This window comes from Frankiales bacterium (genome assembly GCA_016125335.1).
In the GTDB taxonomy this organism is placed as follows: domain Bacteria; phylum Actinomycetota; class Actinomycetes; order S36-B12; family CAIYMF01; genus Longivirga.
This window is the reverse complement of record WGLY01000027.1, coordinates 23,255-42,830: the sequence shown is the minus strand read 5'-3', so window position 1 is coordinate 42,830 and position 19,576 is coordinate 23,255. Positions and strand designations below refer to the sequence as shown.

19 protein-coding genes are annotated in these 19,576 nt (G+C 73.8%); 8 read left to right on the top strand and 11 right to left on the bottom strand.

The window, feature by feature from the left end; translation table 11 throughout:
- Nucleotides 1-86: 86 nt before the first annotated feature.
- The 9 genes from GC157_15075 to GC157_15035 all read right to left on the bottom strand — a co-directional run bounded on the left by GC157_15075 (nt 87) and on the right by GC157_15035 (nt 11,269).
- Complete coding sequence (locus GC157_15075; GenBank protein ID MBI1378782.1) at nt 87-596, bottom strand: nicotinamide-nucleotide amidohydrolase family protein; 510 nt, start codon at nt 594-596, stop codon at nt 87-89.
- Nucleotides 593-1,201, bottom strand: coding sequence for a CDP-diacylglycerol--glycerol-3-phosphate 3-phosphatidyltransferase (gene pgsA, locus GC157_15070; GenBank protein MBI1378781.1), 609 nt, complete (start codon nt 1,199-1,201; stop codon nt 593-595). Before pgsA ends, GC157_15075 begins: the two co-directional genes overlap by 4 nt.
- A gap of 28 nt (nt 1,202-1,229) precedes the next feature.
- A complete protein-coding gene (gene rimO / locus GC157_15065) occupies nt 1,230-2,714 on the bottom strand; it encodes a 30S ribosomal protein S12 methylthiotransferase RimO (protein MBI1378780.1) in 1,485 nt (494 codons plus the stop codon).
- 67 nt (nt 2,715-2,781) lie between these two features.
- The gene (locus GC157_15060) at nt 2,782-3,705 is read right to left on the bottom strand and encodes a DUF4115 domain-containing protein (protein ID MBI1378779.1); all 924 of its coding nucleotides are present in this window, start codon (nt 3,703-3,705) and stop codon (nt 2,782-2,784) included.
- A 224-nt stretch (nt 3,706-3,929) separates the two neighbouring features.
- Complete coding sequence (locus GC157_15055) at nt 3,930-6,551, bottom strand: DNA translocase FtsK (GenBank protein MBI1378778.1); 2,622 nt, start codon at nt 6,549-6,551, stop codon at nt 3,930-3,932.
- Between the two features lie 98 nt (nt 6,552-6,649).
- Nucleotides 6,650-8,335, bottom strand: coding sequence for an RNase J family beta-CASP ribonuclease (locus GC157_15050; protein MBI1378777.1), 1,686 nt, complete (start codon nt 8,333-8,335; stop codon nt 6,650-6,652).
- On the bottom strand, nt 8,332-9,252 hold the full coding sequence (gene dapA / locus GC157_15045; GenBank protein MBI1378776.1) for a 4-hydroxy-tetrahydrodipicolinate synthase: 921 nt from the start codon (nt 9,250-9,252) through the stop codon (nt 8,332-8,334). Before dapA ends, GC157_15050 begins: the two co-directional genes overlap by 4 nt.
- Nucleotides 9,253-9,309: 57 nt before the next feature.
- The gene (locus tag GC157_15040; protein MBI1378775.1) at nt 9,310-10,041 is read right to left on the bottom strand and encodes an FAD-dependent thymidylate synthase; all 732 of its coding nucleotides are present in this window, start codon (nt 10,039-10,041) and stop codon (nt 9,310-9,312) included.
- Nucleotides 10,042-10,078: 37 nt separating this feature from the next.
- Entirely contained in the window at nt 10,079-11,269 is a 1,191-nt protein-coding gene (locus GC157_15035) for an FAD-dependent oxidoreductase (protein ID MBI1378774.1), read from the bottom strand.
- Between GC157_15035 and GC157_15030 the strand changes: the two genes are divergently transcribed.
- The 8 genes from GC157_15030 (at nt 11,237) to GC157_14995 (ending at nt 17,397) form a co-directional block, all read left to right on the top strand.
- Nucleotides 11,237-11,815, top strand: coding sequence for a GNAT family N-acetyltransferase (locus GC157_15030; protein ID MBI1378773.1), 579 nt, complete (start codon nt 11,237-11,239; stop codon nt 11,813-11,815). The two genes, GC157_15035 and GC157_15030, sit on opposite strands and share 33 nt — an antisense overlap.
- 59 nt (nt 11,816-11,874) lie before the next feature.
- On the top strand, nt 11,875-12,537 hold the full coding sequence (locus tag GC157_15025; GenBank protein ID MBI1378772.1) for a TIGR02453 family protein: 663 nt from the start codon (nt 11,875-11,877) through the stop codon (nt 12,535-12,537).
- A gap of 47 nt (nt 12,538-12,584) precedes the next feature.
- Nucleotides 12,585-13,256 (top strand): branched-chain amino acid ABC transporter permease, encoded by a 672-nt coding sequence (locus GC157_15020; protein MBI1378771.1) that lies wholly within the window; start codon nt 12,585-12,587, stop codon nt 13,254-13,256.
- Nucleotides 13,257-13,261: 5 nt separating this feature from the next.
- Complete coding sequence (locus GC157_15015; protein MBI1378770.1) at nt 13,262-13,570, top strand: AzlD domain-containing protein; 309 nt, start codon at nt 13,262-13,264, stop codon at nt 13,568-13,570.
- A 29-nt stretch (nt 13,571-13,599) separates the two neighbouring features.
- Nucleotides 13,600-14,757, top strand: a complete 1,158-nt coding sequence (locus GC157_15010) for a low temperature requirement protein A (GenBank protein ID MBI1378769.1) — start codon at nt 13,600-13,602, stop codon at nt 14,755-14,757.
- 71 nt (nt 14,758-14,828) lie between these two features.
- Nucleotides 14,829-15,710, top strand: coding sequence for a hypothetical protein (locus GC157_15005; protein ID MBI1378768.1), 882 nt, complete (start codon nt 14,829-14,831; stop codon nt 15,708-15,710).
- A 213-nt stretch (nt 15,711-15,923) separates the two neighbouring features.
- Entirely contained in the window at nt 15,924-16,889 is a 966-nt protein-coding gene (locus GC157_15000) for a hypothetical protein (protein ID MBI1378767.1), read from the top strand.
- Nucleotides 16,890-16,914: 25 nt separating this feature from the next.
- On the top strand, nt 16,915-17,397 hold the full coding sequence (locus tag GC157_14995) for a hypothetical protein (GenBank protein MBI1378766.1): 483 nt from the start codon (nt 16,915-16,917) through the stop codon (nt 17,395-17,397).
- A 42-nt stretch (nt 17,398-17,439) separates the two neighbouring features.
- Here the strand turns inward: GC157_14995 and GC157_14990 are convergent, their stop codons facing one another.
- Together GC157_14990 and GC157_14985 are read right to left on the bottom strand one after the other, a co-directional pair.
- Nucleotides 17,440-18,189 carry a 4-hydroxy-tetrahydrodipicolinate reductase gene (locus tag GC157_14990; protein MBI1378765.1) on the bottom strand — a complete coding sequence of 250 codons (750 nt, stop codon included), beginning with the start codon at nt 18,187-18,189 and terminating at the stop codon, nt 17,440-17,442.
- A 10-nt stretch (nt 18,190-18,199) separates the two neighbouring features.
- Nucleotides 18,200-19,576, bottom strand: a complete 1,377-nt coding sequence (locus tag GC157_14985) for an insulinase family protein (protein ID MBI1378764.1) — start codon at nt 19,574-19,576, stop codon at nt 18,200-18,202.

Below are 19,576 nucleotides of genomic sequence, written 5' to 3'. Positions count from 1 at the left end.
GTGTAATCGTCCGTCGGTGTTCCCGCCCGCGCGACCGGGTTTCCGTCGGGCCGGCGCACCGCGCGCGGCGGGGCGCCCGGCGCGGCTCAGGCGGGATCGACGAGCTCGAGCAGGAGCGCGAGCGCCGCCGCCACGGTGGCCTCGCGCACGGCCTGGCGTCCGTCGACGCCGGCGAGGTCCAGCGTGCGCGACCCGCTCCCCGCGGCCGTGGCCCAGCCCAGGTGCACCGTGCCCGGCGGGTGGCCGTCCTGCGGGTCCGGGCCGGCCACCCCCGTGGTGGCGACGCCGAGGTCGGCACCCAGGCGCGCGGCGGCCCCGTGCGCCATGGCGCGCGCGACCTCGGGGTCGACCGCGCCGGCCCGCTCGAGCAGGCCGGCGTCGACCCCCAGCAGGGTGGCCTTGAGGTCCGTGGCGTAGGCGACGACGCCCCCGCGGACCACGGTGGAGGCGCCGGGCACGGCGACGAGCGCGGAGACGAGCAGCCCGCCGGTGAGCGACTCGGCCACGGCGAGGGTGAGCCCCTGCGCGGCGCAGCGGCGCACCACCTCGGCCGCCTGCGGCGCCGGCGCCCCGGCCGGATCCGGGCCCGCGCTCACGGCACGTCCGGCGCGGCGCCGAAGCGGCGCAGGCGCCAGGCCCGCAGGACGTAGTCCACGCCGGTCACCACGGTGAGCACCAGGGCGACGGCCATCACCAGCGCGCGGGCGGTGAGCAGCCAGCCGCCCACCGGGAGCAGGTAGAGCAGGATCGCGAGCATCTGCGCCGCGGTCTTCGCCTTGCCGCCGCGGCTGGCCGGGATCACGCCGATGCGGATCACCCAGAACCGCAGCAGCGTGACGCCCACCTCGCGCACGAGGATCACCACGGTGACCCACCACGGCAGCTCGCCCAGCCAGCTCAGCCCCACGAGGGCGGTGCCGGTGAGGGCCTTGTCGGCGATGGGGTCGGCCACCTTGCCGAAGCTGGTGACCAGGCCCTGGCGCCGGGCGAGCTCGCCGTCGACGAAGTCGGTGGTGCCGGCGACGACGAAGACCGCGGCCGCCCACACCCGCGAGGCGGTGTCGGCGCCGTCCTCGCGCAGCAGGAGCCAGGCGAAGACCGGCACGAGGAGCAGGCGCAGCACGGTGAGCGCGTTGGGCAGGTTCCAGGCCGAGGGCGACTGGACCGGGTCGCCGACGTGGTCGGGGGGTGCCGGCCTCATCCGGCCGCCCCGCGGTGCCCGCTCGAGGTCACCGGCGGGCCTCCGCCGCGGCGACGAGGTCGACGCCGTCGCAGGCCACGACCCGGGCGGTCACCAGGTCGCCGACGCGGACGGACCCCAGCGGCAGGGCACCGTCGACCAGCGCCGTGGCGCCGTCGACCTCGGGCGCCTGGTGGGCCGCGCGGCCCTCGACCACGGGCGCGCCGTCGTCGTCGAGCCCCACGTGCTCGACGAGCACCTCCACGGTGTCGCCCAGCCGGTCCTCGGCGCGCTGCGCCGTGAGCTCCTCCACCAGCGCGGCGACCCGCTCGACCCGCTCGCGCACGACGTCCTCGTCGAGCTTGCCGTCGTAGCCGGCGGCCTCGGTGCCGTCCTCGTCGGAGTAGCCGAAGACGCCGACGGCGTCGAGCCGGGCGGCCACGAGGAACGCCTCGAGCTCCTCGACGTCGGCCTCGGTCTCGCCGGGGAAGCCCACGATGACGTTGCTGCGCGCCCCGGCGCCCGGCGAGAGCGCCCGGGCGGAGGCGAGCAGCTCGAGGAACGACTCGGTGCCGCCGAAGCGCCGCATGCGGCGCAGCACGGTGGACGAGGCGTGCTGGAACGAGAGGTCGAAGTACGGGACGACGCCGGGGGTCGTCGCGATGGCCTCGAGCAGGGACGGGCGGGTCTCGGCCGGCTGGAGGTAGGACACGCGCACCCACTCGATGCCGTCGACGGCCGCCACCTCGGGCAGCAGCGTCTCGAGCAGGCGCAGGTCGCCGAGGTCCTTGCCGTAGGAGGTGGAGTTCTCCGAGACGAGGACCACCTCGCGGACCCCCTGGCCGGCCAGCCACCGCGCCTCGGCGACGACGTCGGACGGGCGGCGCGACACGAAGGAGCCGCGGAACGCGGGGATGGCGCAGAAGGAGCAGCGCCGGTCGCAGCCGGAGGCCAGCTTGAGCGGCGCGGACGGCCCGGTGCCCAGGCGCCGCCGCACCACGCGCGGCCCGCTGGCCGGCGCCACGCCCGCGGGCAGGTCCGGCTCGTCGAGCTGGCCGTGGCCCCGCAGCGCGACGTCCGCCTCGGACCGCTCCACCGGCGAGAGGGGCAGCAGCAGGCGACGGTCGCGCGGGGCGTGGGGCACGTGCGCCTCGCCGGCGACGATGCGGCGCAGCCGCGCGCCGATGTCGGAGTAGTCGTCGAAGCCGAGCACGGCGTCGGCCTCGGGCAGCGACTCCGCGAGCTGGTCGCCGTAGCGCTCGGCCAGGCAGCCCACGGCCACGACCGCCTGCGGGCGCCCGTGGGCCTTGAGGTCGGCCGCCTCGAGCAGGGTGTCGACGGAGTCCTTCTTGGCCGCCTCGACGAACCCGCAGGTGTTGACCACCACCGCATCCGCGTCCGCGGCGTCGTCGACGAGCTCCCAGCCGTCGGCGGCGAGCCGGCCGGCGAGCTCCTCGGAGTCGACCTCGTTGCGCGCGCACCCGAGGGTGACGAGCGCGACGCGGCGCACGGTCGCGTCGGCGGGAGAGGTCATGCAGGAGAGCCTACGGGTCGGCGGCACCGCTCACGTGCGGCGATGCCGGCGGTCGGCGCGGACGGCGTCAGGCGGAGGGGTTGGTGGGGTCGCCCGGCCCGAACTCGGTGCGCACGACCTGGCCGTTGCCGCCGGGGCTGCCGAGGCTCTTGCCGTTGACGGTGAGCTCGACCGCGCCCGCGCTCCCGATGAGGAGCTTCACCTTCGTCTTGTCGCGGAAGGTCTTGCGCTCGCCCTGCTGGAGGGTGCCCTCGTAGAGGGTCTTGCCGCTGGCCGTGGTGGCGCGGATCCACGACGCGGACCCGGTGACGTCGAGCACGACGGTGACGCCGTTGCCCTCGGCCACGACGTCGGACGGCGAGGTGGTGGGCGACGCCGAGTCGCTGGGCGTGGCCGCGGGGCTGCTCGCCGGGGCGGTGACGCTCGGCGTGGAGGACGGCGTGGGCGTCGGCGTGTTCGCGGCCGCCGGCACCTCGCCGCCGCGGTTGCTCAGCAGCGAGATCGCGCCGACGACGACCACCGCGACGAAGGCGAGCGCCATGACGGCGGTCCAGTTGGCCCCGCGGCGGTCGGTGCTCGAGGAGCCCAGCGTGCCGGCCAGCGCGCTGAGGCTGCCGCTGGCGTCCATCACGCGGGTGGGCTGGTCGATGGGCTCCACGACGGGCACGGCGGGCCGGCTGGCCCCCTGCTGCTCGTCGAAATGCGCGGCGAGCTCGGCCGGGTCGATGCCCACGGCGGTCGCGATGCTCTTGAGGTGGCCGCGGGCGTAGACGTCGCCGCCGCAGAGGCGGAAGTCGTCCTTCTCGATGGCGGAGATGACGGTCGCCCGCACCCGGGTGGCGGCCGCGACCTGGGCGACGGTCATGCCGGCAGCCGTGCGCGCGCGCTCGACGGTCTGGCCGACCGTCAGCGGTGCCTCGGACATGCCGGACCCCTCCCCTGTCGACGGAGAGTGACCGGGTGCGCACTCCGACTGCCGCCGGTCGACCATGCTAGGCCGGTTCGTGACCCCGATCCACCCGACCAAGATCGACTTCCGCCGTCCGGGCGGTGTCCCCGCAGGTCAGCGGGGTTCGGCCGCGGCAGCGGTGGGCGTCCGACCCCCGGACACCCGGCAGGACCACGCGTGCGGTCCGGCCGGCCCCTCCGTCCGCCTCGGGCCTGCCCATCACGGGCCCCCCGGGCGCGACGGTCACCCTGGGTGCCGGCAGGCGGCTACTCGCCGCCGAGCAGGGCGAGCACGCTCTCGAGCTCCTCGACCGTGACCAGCACGTCGCGGGCCTTGCTGCCCTCGCTCGGGCCGACGATCCCGCGGCTCTCCATGAGGTCCATGAGCCGGCCGGCCTTGGCGAAGCCCACGCGCAGCTTGCGCTGGAGCATCGACGTCGAGCCGAACTGGGTCGTGACGACGAGCTCCACGGCGGCGCGCAGCAGGTCGAGGTCGTCGCCGATCTCCTCGTCGACGTCCTTCTTCGCCGAGGCCGGCGCCGTGATGTCCGAGCGGTAGGCCGGCGCCATCTGCGTCTTGCAGTGCGCGACGACGGCGCGGATCTCGTTCTCGGTCACCCACGAGCCCTGGATGCGGATGGGCTTGCTCGCGCCCATCGGCAGGAACAGCGCGTCGCCCTGGCCGACGAGCTTCTCCGCGCCGGGCTGGTCGAGGATGACGCGGCTGTCGGCCAGGCTCGAGGTGGCGAACGCGAGCCGGCTCGGCACGTTGGCCTTGATGAGGCCCGTGACGACGTCGACGCTCGGGCGCTGCGTGGCGAGCACGAGGTGGATGCCCGCTGCCCGCGCGAGCTGCGTGATGCGGACGATGGACTCCTCGACGTCGCGCGGCGCCACCATCATGAGGTCCGCGAGCTCGTCGACGATCACGAGCAGGTAGGGGTAGGGCGTGATGACGCGCTCGCTGCCCGGCAGCGGCTGCACCTGCCCCGCGCGGACGGCCTTGTTGAAGTCGTCGATGTGGCGGAACCCGAACTGCGCGAGGTCGTCGTAGCGCAGGTCCATCTCGCGCACGACCCACTGCAGCGCCTCCGCCGCCTTCTTGGGGCTGGTGATGATCGGCGTGATGAGGTGCGGCACGCCGTCGTAGGCGGTGAGCTCGACGCGCTTGGGGTCGATGAGCACCATGCGCACCTCGTCGGGCGTCGAGCGCATGAGCACGCTGGTGATGAGCGTGTTCATGCAGCCGGACTTGCCCGCGCCGGTGGCGCCCGCGACGAGGATGTGCGGCATCTTCGCGAGGTTGCCGCAGACGAAGCCGCCCTCGACGTCCTTGCCCAGGCCCACGAGCATCGGGTGGTGGTCGCTCGTGGCCGCCTTGCTGCGCAGCACGTCGCCGAGGCTCACCAGCTCGCGGTCGGTGTTGGGGATCTCGATGCCGATGGCCGACTTGCCCGGGATCGGGGACAGGATCCGGACGTCGGCGCTCGCGACGGCGTAGGCGATGTTCTTGCTCAGCTGGGTGACGCGCTCGACCTTGACCGCCGGCCCGAGCTCGACCTCGTAGCGGGTCACGGTGGGTCCGCGCATGTAGCCGGTCACCTGCGCGTCGATCCCGAACTGCTCGAGCACCTCGGTGAGCGAGCCGACCACCGCGTCGGAGGCCTTGCTCGTCGGCTTGTGCACCGCCCCCGGCTTGAGCGCGTCGACCGGCGGCAGGTGGTAGGTGACGTCGCCGGACAGCGGCAGCTGCTCCACGCGTGAGGGCGTCTCGGGCAACGGGTCGGCCACGACGCGGGCCGGCGCGGTGACGACGGTGTCCTCGGTGAGGTCCACGATCACGGTGGACTGCTCGTCGGGGCCCGGCGCGACGTGCTCGTCGTCGGCCACGGCGCCGCGGCGTCGCCTGCCCTTCGGGGGCTGCTCCGCGACCACCGGCGTCTCGAACGCGACGTCGCCGGCGAGGTCGCCGAGCCCGTGCGCCGATCCGGCGGCCGTGGCGGCCGCCTCGGCCTTGCGCCGGCGGCGGCGCTGGGCGCGCGTCTCGGTGGTGGGAGCCGGCTCCTCCTCCCCCTCGACCGGGATCGGCGCGACGCCGAGCAGGCGGTCGCGGACGTAGCGCAGCCGCTCGGGCACCGCGGCGACCGGCGTGGCGGTGACGACGAGGAGACCGAAGACGGCGAGCAGCACGAGCAGCAGCGCGGCGACCACCGGGTGGGTGGCCGACACGACCGGGGCGGAGGCAAGCCAGCCGACGGCGCCGCCGCCCGCGGCCATCGCGTCGGCGCCGTCCGCGGGGACGGGCGTGCCGTGCGCGACGTGCACCAGCCCGCACGCAGCGAGCACGAGGGCGGTCCAGCCGATGGTGATGCGGCCGGTGGCCGCGCTCTCGTCCGGACGCCGCAGCACGCGCCAGGCGAGGCCGAGCAGCAGGAACGGCAGGGCCCAGTCGAGGCTGCCGAGCGCGCCGGTGACGATCGTGCCGACGATGCCGCCGAGCCCCGAGGTGACGTTCCACCAGGTGGCGAACGCGACGAGGATGGCCAGGCCCACCAGCACCAGCCCCAGGCCGTCGCGGCGGTGCGCCGGGTCGAGGTCGCGCGCGCCGTGGCCGACGCGGCGCACCACGGCGCCGAGCAGGTGCCCGATGCCGACCCACACGGCCACGAACGCGCCCAGGATCCCGCCCACGACGCGGGAGAACGCCGAGGGGCCGGGCGGGCGCGCGGCCCGGGCCGCCCGGGACTCGGACGCGGACATGCGCGGACGGGAGGCGCGCGCCGACGACGACCGGCTGCTCGCCGGGGCCTTCGGGCGGCTCGTCGGGGAAGACCCGGACCGTCCCGACCCCGAGCGGGAGCGCGACGGCGCGGGCGAACGGGTCGCCATGTCCGGCAGCGTACTCACACGGCTCCCACCAGCCCCGTACGCCACACCGGACCCAGCGGCACGGAGGCGGGGGTCGGGCGGTGGACGGGTGGGGCGGCTCAGGCCTCGACGACGACCGGCACGATCATCGGACGCCGGCGGTGCTGGTCGTTGACCCACCGGCCGAGGACGCGGCGGACCAGCTGCTGGAGCGCGTACTGGTCCGTGCTGCCGTTGCGCAGGGCGTCCTCGACCGCGGCGCGGATGACCGGGATCACCTCGTCGAAGACCGAGTCGTCCTCGACGAAGCCGCGGGCCTGGATCTCCGGGCCCGCGGTGACCTTGCCGTCGACGCTGTCGACGACGACGAAGCAGGTGACGAAGCCCTCGGTGCCCAGCACGCGGCGGTCCTTGAGCGAGGACTCCGTGAGGTCGCCGACGCTGGCGCCGTCGACGTAGACGTAGCCGCACGGCACGGCGCCGGTGACGCGGGCGACGCCGCCCACGAGGTCGACCACCCCGCCGTCGAGGGTGAGCACGATGCGCTCGGCCGGGACACCCGTGGCCAGGGCGAGCTCGGCGTTGGCCTTGAGGTGACGGGGCTCGCCGTGCACCGGCATCACGTTGCGCGGCTTGACGACGTTGTAGCAGTAGAGCAGCTCGCCCGCCGCCGCGTGACCGCTGACGTGGACCATCGCGTTGCCCTTGTGCACGACCTTCGCCCCGAGGCGCGTGAGCCCGTTGATCACGCGGCTCACGGCGTTCTCGTTGCCGGGGATGAGCGAGGAGGCGAGCACCACGGTGTCGCCGGGGCCGACCTTGATCTGGTGGTCGTTGTTCGCGATGCGCGACAGCGCCGCCATCGGCTCGCCCTGCGACCCGGTGCACACGAGCACGACCTTGTCGTCGGGCAGCTGGGCGAGCTGCTCCGGGGTGACGACCATGTCGTCGGGCATCGTGAGGTAGCCGAGCTCGCGCGCGACGCCCATGTTGCGCACCATCGAGCGGCCGAAGAACGCGACGTGCCGGCCGTGCCGGCGGGCGATGTCGACGACCTGCTGGATCCGGTGGATGTGCGAGGCGAAGGAGGCGACGACGATCCGCCCCTGGGCGCCGGTGAAGACCCGGTCGAGCGCCGGCTCGATGTCGCGCTCGCTGGAGACGAAGCCCGACACCTCGGCGTTGGTCGAGTCGACGAGGAACAGGTCGACGCCGCGCTCGCCGAGCCGGGCGAAGGACCGCAGGTCGGTGATGCGCCCGTCGAGCGGGAGCTGGTCCATCTTGAAGTCGCCGGTGTGCAGCACGGTGCCGGCCGGGGTGGCGATGAAGACCGCGAGCGCGTCCGGGATGGAGTGGTTGACCGCGACGAACTCGAGCTCGAACGGGCCGGCCGTCGTGGTGCCGCCCTCGGCGACCTCCACGGTGGTGCCCTTGATGCGGTGCTCGCGCAGCTTGGACTCGAGCAGCGCCAGGGTGAGCCTCGAGCCGTACACGGGGATGTCGGCGCGCTCGCGCAGCAGGTAGGGCACCGCGCCGATGTGGTCCTCGTGGGCGTGCGTGAGCACGATCGCCTCGACCGCGTCGAGGCGGTCCCGGATGAAGTCGAAGTCCGGGAGGATCAGGTCGACGCCGGGCTGGGCGTCCTCCGGGAACAGCACGCCGCAGTCGACGACGAGCAGCCGCCCGGCGTGCTCGAACACGGTCATGTTGCGGCCGATGTCGCCGAGGCCCCCGAGGGGGACGACGCGCAGCCCGTCGGCGGGGAGCGCGGGAGGCGTCCCGAGCTCCGGGTGGGCGTGGCTCATGCGACCGACTCGAAGCCCGGCACGCCGCCGTCCGCGAGCGACTCCACGAGGGCGTGGCGGTCCGCGGCCGGCATGGGCAGCAGAGGCAGCCGCAGCGCGCCACCGCCCGGACGGCCCTGGTGCTCGAGCGCTGCCTTCACGGCGATGACCCCCTGGGTCCTGGTCATGATCCCCTCGGTGACGGGGACGAGCTCGTCGTTGAGCTCGCGGGCGAGCTCGACGTCGCCGGCCTCGTGCGCGGCGATCATGGCGGCGATCCGGTCGGCCACGACGTGGCCGGTCACGCTCACCGCGCCGACGGCGCCGACGGCCAGCAGCGGGAGGTTCATCGCGTCGTCGCCGGAGTAGTAGACGAGCTCGCAGCGCGACATCACCCGCTGCGCCTTGAACGGGTCGCCGGCGGCGTCCTTCACGGCCACCACCTGCGGGTGCCCGGCCAGGCGCAGCAGGGTCTCGGCCGCGATCGCGGTGCCGGTGCGGCCGGGGATGTCGTAGAGCATCACCGGCAGGCCGGTGGCCTCGGCGACCGCGGTGAAGTGGGCGACGAGCCCCTCCTGCGGCGGCTTGCTGTAGTAGGGCGTCACCACGAGCAGGCCGTGCGCGCCCGCCTTCTCCGCGGTGCGGGCCAGCTCGATCGAGTGGTGGGTGTCGTAGGTGCCGACGCCGGCGAGCACGTGCGCCCGGTCGCCGACCGCCTCGACGACGGCGCGCAGCAGGCGCTCCTTCTCGTCGTCGCTCGTGGTGGGCGACTCCCCCGTGGTGCCGCTGATCACCAGGCCGTCGTTGCCGAGCTCGACGAGGTCCTCGGCGAGGGCGGCGGCGGCGTGGGTGTCCAGCGACCCGTCGGCGTGGAAGGGCGTGACCATCGCCGTGAGCATCCGGCCGAACGGACGCTGGGGGGTCGACGTGCGGGGCATGGCCTCCAGACTAGTGGTCCCGCGCCCCGGCGGTCTCCTCCCGCGGCCGGACGGGCGTCAGGGCGCGACCCGTCCGTTGGCCTGGAACGCGGCGTAGGTCAGGGGCATGAGCCGCTCGAACTCCTGCTCGTAGCGCTCGGCCACCAGCTCGATCTCGCGCTGCGGGAACGACGGGAAGTGCGACCCCTCGCGCTTGGTGCGCAGGGAGAGGAAGTTCATCAGCGCCCGCGCGTTCATCGTGACGTAGGCCGAGGAGTAGATCGTGACGGGGAGCACGATGCGGGCCACCTCGCGGGCGACGCCGGCGTCGAGCATCGCGCGGTAGGCGGCGTAGGCCTGCTCGCACGACGCGCGCACCGTGGAGTCGACCAGGGCGTGCTGCTCCGGGGACCCCGGCACGAACTCGTAGGCCCCGGGCTTGCCCTGCTGCACGAGGTTGCGCTCCGGGCCGGGCACGTAGAACACCGGCTCGAGCTCGCGGTAGCGGCCGGACTCCTCGTTGTACGACGTGATGCGGTGCCGCATGTGCTCGCGCCACACGAAGATCGGGGCGCGCACGAAGAAGGTGAAGGAGTTGTGCTCGAACGGGCTCCCGTGCCGGTCCCGCATGAGGTAGTTGATGAGCCCCGCGGAGCGCCCGGCGTCGGAGTCGACGTCCTCGAGCGACTGCTCGCCCTTGGTGGACACCCGTGCCGCGAACAGGACGTCGGCGTCGGACGCCGAGGACTTCACGAGCTCGACGGTGACGTCGCTCCGGAAGGAGATCTCGGGCGCGGCACCGTCGGTCATGGGGCTCTCCTGCGGTCGGTGGGGGACGCCCGCGAGGCTACCGGCCGAGCACGTGCGGGAGGCGGACCGGCTCGCCGCCGGCGAACCTGGCCAGCCCGAACGTCGCGACGTCGGCGTCGGGCGCCCGGCCCTCGGCCAGGTCGGCCAGGATCAGCCCCATGAGGGCGGAGAACTTGAAGCCCTCGCCGGAGTCGCCGCAGGCGATCACCACCCGCCCGTCCGCCACGGTGTCGATCACGAAGCGGCCGTCCGGGGAGTCGGTCCACGAGCACACCTGAGCGTCGAGCACGGTGGGGTCGAGGTCGACGAAGTTGCGCGACACCCGCGCCGAGATGTGGGCGGAGACGCCGGGGTCGGGCACCCGGTCGAGGTCGTCCTCGCGCCAGGCGCGCAGCGGCTGGTCGACGCCGAGCTTGTAGCCACGACCCGGGGTGGGCATCGCGTACATCCCGGGCTCCTGGCCCATCGGCCCGTCGTAGAGGCAGGGCATGGCGTCGGTGTCCGGGGCGTGGCCCACGTGGCACACCTGCTCGAGCACCGGGTAGAGGGTGAGCGGGACGCCGAGGGCGCGCAGCAGCGCCCCGGCCCCGGGCCCGGGCGCGAGGACGGCGACGTCGGCCCGGAAGGAGCGGCCGCCCTCGGCGAGCAGGAGCACGCCGTCGGAGGTGGTGTCGATCTCCCGCACGACAGGCCCGCACACCAGCTCCCCGCGGGCCATCGCGAACAGCGCCGCCTGCGCGTCGAGGGCCGCCCGGGCGAGCACCGGGCCGGCGTCGCGCTGCCACACGGCGACGCGGCCGTCGGGGCGCAGCCCCGGGAAGACCCGTCCGACGTCCTGGGGCTCGACCACCTCGTGCGGCACGCCCTCGGCGGTGAGGGCGGCGTCGACCTTCTCCCACGTGACGTCGTCGCGCCAGACGAGGCCGCGCTCGAGGATCGCGGTGATGCCGGAGGCTGCCTCCAGCCGGTGCCAGGCCTCCACCGAGCGCTGGGCCAGGCGCACGCGCAGTCGGTCCGGGTGCGCGAGGCGCCACAGCCGGGTGGGGCCGGAGGAGGACCCGAGCTGGTGGGCGGTGCCGTGCCGGTCCAGGAGGGTGACGTCGTGGCCGCGGCGGGCGAGCTCGGCCGCCGCGGGCAGGCCCCACGCACCGGCTCCGACCACCACGGCCCTCACGCGCGCCACGCTAGCGGGAGGATGGGGCCCGTGGCCTCCCCGTCCAGCCCCCATCCCCATGATCACGCCGACGTCTCCGTGCGCCCGGCCCGCCCCGAGGACGCCGCCGAGCTCGCCGCGGTGACGTACGCCGGCTGGACCGGGCCGTACGCCGCGCTGCTGCCCGAGGGGGCGGCGGCCTCGCTGCGCGAGGACGCCCTGGCCGACGAGTGGCGGGCCGCCGCCGACGCGGCCCCGACCCCGCGGCACCTCGTGCTCGTCGCGGTCGAGGCCGACCGCGTGGTGGGGTACGCCGTCACCGCCCCGGCGGCCGACCCGGACTCCGCCGGCGCCGACGACGTCGCCGAGGTGCTCGACCTCGTGGTGCACCCGGATCACCAGCGCGCCGGCCACGGGTCGCGCCTGCTCGCGGCGGCGACGGACCTGCTGCGCGAGCGCGGCGTGCGCGGGCTCACCTCGTGGGCGGCCGCGTCCGACGCCCCGCGGGCGGCGTTCCTGCGCTCCGCGGGCCTCGACGCGGACGGCGCCACCCGGGTGCTCGACAGCGGTCCGGGCAGCCGGGGCGTGGAGCAGGTGCGCTTCTCCGCGTCGCTGGCCTGAGCCTGCCGTCGCGCCGATCCCGCGGGCGGCGCCGCGGTCGCCCCGCCTAGGGTGCCGACGTGGCCGCGTTCACCGGGATCCCCCTCGCCGCGCTCGACTTCTACGAGGCGCTCGCCGTCGACAACACCCGCACGTGGTGGACGGCGCACAAGGACGCCTACGAGCGCGACGTGCGCGGGCCGCTCACCGACCTCGTCGCCGAGCTCGAGGGCGAGTTCGGCGCGGCGAAGGTGTTCCGCCCGTACCGCGACGTCCGCTTCTCGAAGGAGAAGACGCCGTACAAGGACCACCAGGGCGCGTTCGTGGGGGCGGAGGACGGCATCGGCTGGTACGTCCAGGTGTCGGCTGCGGGCCTCATGGTGGCCGGCGGCTGGTACTCCTCGTCGCCCGTGCAGCTCGCCCGGTTCCGTGCCGCCGTCGACTCCCCCGTGGTGGCGACGCTCGAGACGGCGCTGGCCGCCGCCCGCAAGGGGCGGCTGGAGATCGGCGGCGACGTCATGAAGACGCGACCGCGCGGCGTGCCCGAGGACCACCCCCACCTCGACCTGCTGCGCCACCGGTCGCTCACCGTCTCGACCCAGTACGGCGCGCCCGCGTGGCTCGCCAGCCGCACCGCCCTCACGCGCGTGCGCTCCGCGTGGCGTGCGATGACGCCGCTGGTCGACTGGCTGGCCGATCACGTGGGCCCGGTGGACGACGGCATCCCGCCGGAGCCGCCGTGAGCGCGCTGACCGGGACGCCGGCGCCCTGGAGCGCGGAGCGGCGCGAGATCCTCGTCAACGCGTTGTCCGTGGGGCTGGCCACGGGCGTGTACGGCGTCTCCTTCGGTGCGGTGTCGGTCACCGGGGGGCTCACCGTGCTCCAGACGCAGGTGCTCTCCGTGCTCATGTTCACCGGCGGCTCGCAGTTCGCCCTCGTGGGGGTGCTGGCGGCCGGCGGCGGCGCGGCGTCGGCCGTGGCCACGAGCGTGCTGCTCGGCCTGCGCAACTCCTTCTACGGCCTGACGATGGCGCCGATCCTGCGGGTGCGCGGCGCGCGGCGGCTGGTCGCCGCGCAGCTCACGATCGACGAGTCGACCGCCATGGCGGTGGGCCGCACCCTCGAGCACGACGACGGCCGAGCCTCGCGGCTGGCGTTCTGGGCCACGGGCCTGTCGGTGTACGTGGTGTGGAACCTCGCCACGCTGGCCGGCTCGCTGGGCGCGAGCGCCCTGGGCGACCCCAAGGTCTACGGGCTCGACGCCGCCATCCCGGCCGGGTTCATCGCCCTGGTGTGGCCCCGGCTGCGCGACGCCCGCTCGTGGACGATCGGCCTGAGCGCGGCGGCGGTCGCGCTCGTGCTGACCCCGTTCCTGCGGCCCGGCGTCCCGGTGCTGCTCACCAGCGTCGTGGCCGTGGTGGCGGGCGTGCTCGCGGTGCGGCGCAAGGCGGCGCAGCCGTGAGCGCCGTGTGGTGGGCGGTCGTCGTGTCCACCCTGGCCTGCTACGCGGCCAAGCTGGCCGGGCAGTCGGTGCCGCAGCGCTTCCTCGACCAGCCGCTCACGCGCGAGATCGCGGACGCGCTGCCCCTCGCGCTGCTCATGGCGCTGGTGGCCGTCCAGACCTTCTCGGCAGGGCAGTCGCTGGTCATCGACGCGCGCGCGGCCGGGCTCGCCGCCGCCGTCGTCGCGCTGCTGCTCCGCGCCCCGTTCGTGGTCGTCGTGGTGGTGGCCGCGGCCGTGGCGGCGGCCGTGCGGGCGCTCGGGTGGGCGGCGTGAGCGCGCCGGCGGTCGCCTGGCGGCGCCCGATGGTGGCCCGCGACTCCGGCGAGGAGCACCGCGCGTCGACGCCGCTCGAGCTCTTCTTCGACCTGTGCTTCGTCGTGGCGGTCGCGGCGGCGTCGACCGAGCTGCACCACAGCGAGACCGAGCCTGGGCACCTGGCCGCCGGGGTGGTGTCCTACCTGATGGTGTTCTTCGCCATCTGGTGGGCGTGGATGAACGTCACGTGGTTCGCCTCGGCGTACGACCCGGACGACGTGCTCTACCGGCTGTCGGTCCTCGTCGTGATGGCGGGTGCCCTGGTGCTCGCTGCCGGTGTTCCGCGCGCGTTCGAGGAGCGCGACTTCACGGTCGTGACGGTCGGCTACTGCGTGATGCGGCTCTCCCTCGTGCAGCTGTGGCTGCGCGCGGCGCACGACGACCCGCCCCGGCGCGACACCGCCGTGCGCATGGCGACCGGGGTGAGCCTGTGCCAGCTCGGCTGGGTCGCGCTGCTGCTCGTGCCGGTCGGGCTCAAGCTGCCCGGCTTCGCGCTGCTCGTGGTGTGCGAGCTGGTCGTGCCCGTGGTCGCCGAGCGCGCCAACCCCACACAGTGGCACCCCGGGCACATCAGCGAGCGCTACGGCCTGTTCACGCTCATCGTGCTGGGCGAGTCGGTGCTGTCCGGCTCGGTGGCCATCGGCGCCGCGGTGACCGGATCCGGCCAGCTCGCCCTGGTGTGGGGCATCGCTGTCGGCGGGCTTCTGCTGGTGTTCTCCATGTGGTGGAAGTACTTCGCCCGCACCGCGGTCGCGCTGCTCACGAGCACCCGGCAGGGGTTCGTCTGGGGCTACGGCCACCTCGTGGTGTTCGCCTCGGCCGCGGCGACCGGGGCCGGGATCGCCGTGGCCGTCGACCAGGCGACGGGCGTCGCCGACATCGACCTGCGGCTCGCAGCGGCCTGCGTGACGGTGCCCGCCGCGCTCTACCTCGCCACGGTGTGGTGGCTGCACCTGCGCCCCCAGGAGGGCACCGACAGCCGGTCCTTCACCCTCCTGGGTGTGGGCCTCGTCCTGCTCGCGACGTTCGGGCCGCAGCCGGTGCTGCTGGCCGGCCTCGCCGCCGCGCTCACGGTCGCCGCCAACGTCGTCCTCGACGTGCGCGCCTCGACGACGACCAGGGCCGCCGCCCCCGAAAGCGCCTGACACTCCGCGTCGCCGCCCCAACCCCCTCCAGATTCGGCATTCGGTATCGCTTCGTCCGGCATGATCGAGGTGTGTCGGAGCTCGGGGGGTTCGAGATCGAGGACGGCCCTGATGGGCTGACGATGGTGGTCACCTCAGGCTGGTCGACGGAAGCAGAACGACGGCTTGGGGTGGGAGACGTCACTGGCCTGACCCTCAACTACGCCCTTGGATTCCAGGAGCCCGATCTGGAGTTCCTACGCGATTGGCCCATTCGCCGACTCACGATCCTCGCCAGGACCATCACGGATCTGACCCCGGTGTATCGCACGGCGCCGACACTGGAACGGCTCTCCGTGCAGTCGTCACCGAGCGCCCGGATAGACCTACGCCGGCTCCCGTGGCTCACTGCCGTCGCTGCCGATTGGCAGCAGGTTGCGGACACGATCGAGTACGCCCTCGCACTCAACGACCTGTTTGCGGCGTCGTACAACGCGCCCGACCTGCATCCGCTACGGCGTAACGAAGCCCTGGTCCGGCTGCAGATGAAGCAGCACCCCAAGCTGAGGTCGCTAGACGGACTTGCGGAGCTGCGCTCGATGCGGGAAGTCGGAATCTTCGGCGCGCGAGCCATGGACGACATCTCGGCACTCGACATCAGAGCAGGGGCTCCAACGCTCGAGCGCCTCAACCTGGACAGCTGCTCGGCGTTCACATCCCTCGAGCCCCTTTCCGGGCAGAAGCTGCTCGAAGTACTGGGCATCGCGAACTGCGGTCCCGTCGAGTCGCTCCTGCCCATCGGCGACATGCAGCGGCTGCAGCGGCTCCACGCTTACGAGAGCACCCGGATCGCAGACGGAGACCTCAGCCCGGTGTTGGGTCTCCTCGCCCTGCGGGACCTTCGCATGATGAACCGGCGCCACTACAAGCCGTCAGTCCAGGAAGTGAAGAGGCGACTCGGACTCCCCGATTGAGCGCGCTTGTCTGCCGTTCTCAATCGCCGAGGAAGCATCGGACCCGTGACAGGATCACCCCGTGCGTCCACCTGGGTTTCGACGCGACGTGAGGCCGCTCCACGACCTGGCTGCCTTCCCCACATGGTTCGCCGAGTACACGACGGTGACGGTGTTCGTCACACTGTTCGGCCCTAGGGTGGTGAGGTGTGACCCAGGGTTGTCGACGTCTGCGTGAGGTTCATCGTGCTCGGGGTTCGTGACTTGCCGCCTGACACTCGGGTGTTTGCCATGCTCGACGTCCGCTCCGATGCCTCGACGGCTGCGGCATGGTGGCTTCGTCGAGTGCTGGAGGGCATAGCCCCTGAGGCTGCGGCGGTTCTGTCCAGCCACGGGAGCCCGGCCTACGTGCCTGTCTTCGACGCGGGCACGGTGGTGGGGCCGCCGGGCGCGCCCTTCGCCTTCCTCAACGAGCTGTCGATGACGAACGGTCGCGTGCGGGCGAAGTCGCGCACCTTCGAAGAAGGCATCGAGGAGCGCGTCGCGGGGAAGCTGGGCGACAAGGTCGAGGACGTGTCGCTGGTCCTGGAGTGGCTCGACGACAGAGGGTGCCTGTCCTCGCTCTCGCGTGACTTCGGCGCCTCCATGGGCACCTCACGAGCCCTAGAGGTGAGCGCCAGTGTCGACCAGAGCGAGGCACCCGGCTGGGTCCGGTTGGTCTCGGCCATCTCGACAGGTGCGCTGCGCGGTTCGACGGACGTGCAGGAGCGCTGGGTCGGGTTGCTCCGTGAGGGGTGCGCGCGCTTCGAGGTCGGGTATGGCCAGATCGGTTTCGGAGGGCATGAGACCCCGTGGGAGGAGGCCTCGGACGGTTGGAGCAAGGCCGGCTGGGTGGGGACGCGGGAGTGCCTGTCCGTGCTGCGTGGCGTCGGCTGGCTGACGCTCGTGCCGGCTCCGCTGGTGGAGGCCGGGCGGCTGACGCCAGGGCCGCTGGCCGAGCTGTGGCCCGGCGGCGTGATGTGCCTCAAGGCGTCCCAGGACTTCGGTGACTACGACGAGGAGCACTCGTCACAGGTGTACGACCTGGTCGCCCCGCTCCTTCACCGGTCCCGCGTGCGGCCACGCCCGCCCGCGGAGTTCGAGCCACGGGTGAACAACCGATCCAGGTTGTGGATGGTCCCCGAGTGGATGACGGCGTAGGTCAGACATGGGCTTCTGGGGGATCGTGGCGTTCTCGCCGTGGACGGGCCAGCTCGGCGCGCTTCTCACGGAATCGTTCGGCGGCGAGGTGGACGCCGACTGGGTCGAAGCCTCGGGGTGGCGCTTCGTCTCGGTGCATGGCGCCCACGTGCCGGAGGCGAGCGAGGTCCGTCGCCTGGCAGAGGAGATCGGGTCGACCCTCGTGTGCGCCTACGTCGCCGACAGCGATGTCGCCTGGGTGCAGTGGCAGCCACCGGGGTCCGACGCGATAGCCCTGACCGTGAATCCCGACGAGGCCGACGCGTACGGGTTGGACGTCGAGACGTTCGACGACGCCACCCTGGCGGCCACTCTCCCCGTGCCGCCCGAGGCCGTCCCCCGTGTGCAGGCCGTGCTCTCGGCCGACTACGGGTTCGCCGAGGACGGGGTGCTCGCCCTCGCGTGTGCAGTCGGGCTGATCGACGCGGACCGGCTTCGCGAGCTGGCTGTCGGCGATCTGGAGCCATAGCCCTGGCATCCGGGGCGCGCCCGGCGGGCGTGCCGCGTCGGTTCAGGCCAGGCCGAGGTAGGCGTCGAGGCCGATGGTGAGGCCGGGCCTGGTCGCGACGGTGCGGACGCCGAGCAGCACGCCCGGGACGAAGGACGCCACGTCGAAGGTGTCGTGGCGCAGGGTGAGGGTCTCGCCGGGGCCGCCGAGCAGCACCTCCTGGTGCGACACCAGGCCGCGCAGCCGCACGGCGTGCACGGGGACGCCGTCGACGCTGGCTCCCCGCGCGCCTTCGAGGGCCGAGGTGGTCGCGTCGGGCATGGGCCCGAGCCCTGCGTCCCGGCGCGCGGCCGCCACGGCGCGCGCGGTCGCCTGCGCGGTGCCCGAGGGCGCGTCGGCCTTCGTCGGGTGGTGCAGCTCGACCACCTCGACGGACTCGAAGTAGGGCGCCGCCATCGCGGCGAAGCGCATCATGAGCACCGCCCCGATGCCGAAGTTGGGGGCGACCAGCACGCCGGTGCCGGGCGAGGCCTCCAGCCAGGTGCGCACGCGGGCGTAGCGCTCGTCGTCCCACCCGGTGGTGCCCACGACGGCGTGGATGCCGTGGCCCACCAGGAACTCGACGTCGTCCATCACTGCTGCGGGGTGGGTGAAGTCGACGACGACCTCGCAGCCGGCGTCGGTCAGGGCCTCGAGCCGGTCGTCCTTGTCGATGGCCACTGCGAGCTCGAGGTCGTCCGCGGCGTCCACCGCCGCGGCCACCACCGAGCCGACGCGCCCGCGGGCACCGATCACACCGACGCGCACGGTCATGGCGTTCCTCTCAGGCGACGGCGGTGGAGAAGTCGCGGTCGGCGTCGAAGGGCCCGATCACCGCGAGGGTGGGCGTGACCTCGAGCAGCGACCCGGCCACGTCCTTGACGTCGTCGACGGTCACGTCGTCGATGGCCGCCAGCACGTCGGCGGTGGACCACAGCTCGCCCGTGAGCAGCTCGGCCTTGCCGATGCGCGACATCCGCGACCCGGTGTCCTCCAGGCCCAGCACGAGTCCGCCGCGCATCTGGCCCTTGCCGCGCTCGAGCTCCTCCACGGTGAGACCGTGCGCGGCCACCTTCACGAGCTCGTCGCGGCACACCGCGAGGACGTCGTCGACCTTCTTGGGCATGCAGCCGGCGTAGACGCCGAACTGCCCGGTGTCGGCGTAGTGGGAGGCGAACGAGAACACGGAGTAGGCCAGCCCGCGCTTCTCGCGGATCTCCTGGAACAGCCGGCTGCTCATGCCACCGCCGAGCGCGGAGTTGAGCACGCTCAGCGCGAAGCGCCGCTCGTCGTCGCGGGCGAGGCCGGGCACGCCGAGCACGACGTTGGCCTGCTCGGTGGTCTTGGTGAGCACGCGGACGTCGCCGGCGCCGCGGGTGCGGAACTCCCCCGCGCGCGGCAGGGCCGGCACCGCGTCGCCCTCGAGCAGGCCGGCATCGCCGAACGCCCGCCGCACGAGCCGCACGACGGTGGTGTGGTCGACGTTGCCCGCCGCCGACACGACCATGTTCTCGGGGCGGTAGCGGCGCTGGTAGAAGGTGCGGATCGCCCGCGGCGTGATCGACTCGATCGTCTCGACGGTCCCCAGGATCGGCCGGCCCAGCGGGGTCTTGCCGAACATGGCGTCGGCGAACTCCTCGTGCACGAGGTCGCCGGGGTCGTCGTCGCGCATCGCGATCTCCTCCAGGATCACGTCGCGCTCGGAGTCGACGTCGGAGGGGCGCAGCAGCGCGGAGGTGACCAGGTCGCTCACGACGTCGACCGCGAGCGGCAGGTCGACGTCGAGCACCCGGGCGTAGAAGCAGGTGTACTCCTTGGAGGTGAAGGCGTTCATCTCGCCGCCGACCGCGTCGATCGCGGCGGAGATGTCGAGCGCGGAGCGACGCTCGGTGCCCTTGAACAGCAGGTGCTCGAGGTAGTGCGCGGCACCGGCCTGCGCCGGCGACTCGTCGCGCGAGCCGACGCCGACCCAGATCCCGAAGGCGGCCGAGCGCACGCCGGGCAGGCTCTCGGTGACGACCCGCAGCCCGCCGGGCAGCACGGTGCGCCGCACCCGGGCGCCGTCCTCGACGAGCAGGGTGCGGGTGGAGCCGGACTTCTGGTCGCGCGCTCCGGGCACCCGGCGGTGCCGGGTGCCCGGAGCGGAGGTGCGCAGCGGCAT

Coding starts and splice junctions, on each gene's coding strand:
- GC157_15050 (MBI1378777.1), bottom strand. CDS start 8,335: ATGAGCCACGCCCACCCGGAGCTCGGGACGCCTCCCGCGCTCCCCGCC.
- GC157_14990 (MBI1378765.1), bottom strand. CDS start 18,189: ATGACCGTGCGCGTCGGTGTGATCGGTGCCCGCGGGCGCGTCGGCTCG.
- rimO (MBI1378780.1), bottom strand. CDS start 2,714: ATGACCTCTCCCGCCGACGCGACCGTGCGCCGCGTCGCGCTCGTCACC.
- GC157_15035 (MBI1378774.1), bottom strand. CDS start 11,269: ATGGGGGCTGGACGGGGAGGCCACGGGCCCCATCCTCCCGCTAGCGTG.
- pgsA (MBI1378781.1), bottom strand. CDS start 1,201: ATGAGGCCGGCACCCCCCGACCACGTCGGCGACCCGGTCCAGTCGCCC.
- GC157_14985 (MBI1378764.1), bottom strand. CDS start 19,576: ATGCCGCTGCGCACCTCCGCTCCGGGCACCCGGCACCGCCGGGTGCCC.
- GC157_15030 (MBI1378773.1), top strand. CDS start 11,237: ATGGGGCCCGTGGCCTCCCCGTCCAGCCCCCATCCCCATGATCACGCC.
- GC157_15040 (MBI1378775.1), bottom strand. CDS start 10,041: ATGACCGACGGTGCCGCGCCCGAGATCTCCTTCCGGAGCGACGTCACC.
- GC157_15055 (MBI1378778.1), bottom strand. CDS start 6,551: ATGGCGACCCGTTCGCCCGCGCCGTCGCGCTCCCGCTCGGGGTCGGGA.
- GC157_15010 (MBI1378769.1), top strand. CDS start 13,600: ATGGTGGCCCGCGACTCCGGCGAGGAGCACCGCGCGTCGACGCCGCTC.
- GC157_15060 (MBI1378779.1), bottom strand. CDS start 3,705: ATGGTCGACCGGCGGCAGTCGGAGTGCGCACCCGGTCACTCTCCGTCG.
- dapA (MBI1378776.1), bottom strand. CDS start 9,252: ATGCCCCGCACGTCGACCCCCCAGCGTCCGTTCGGCCGGATGCTCACG.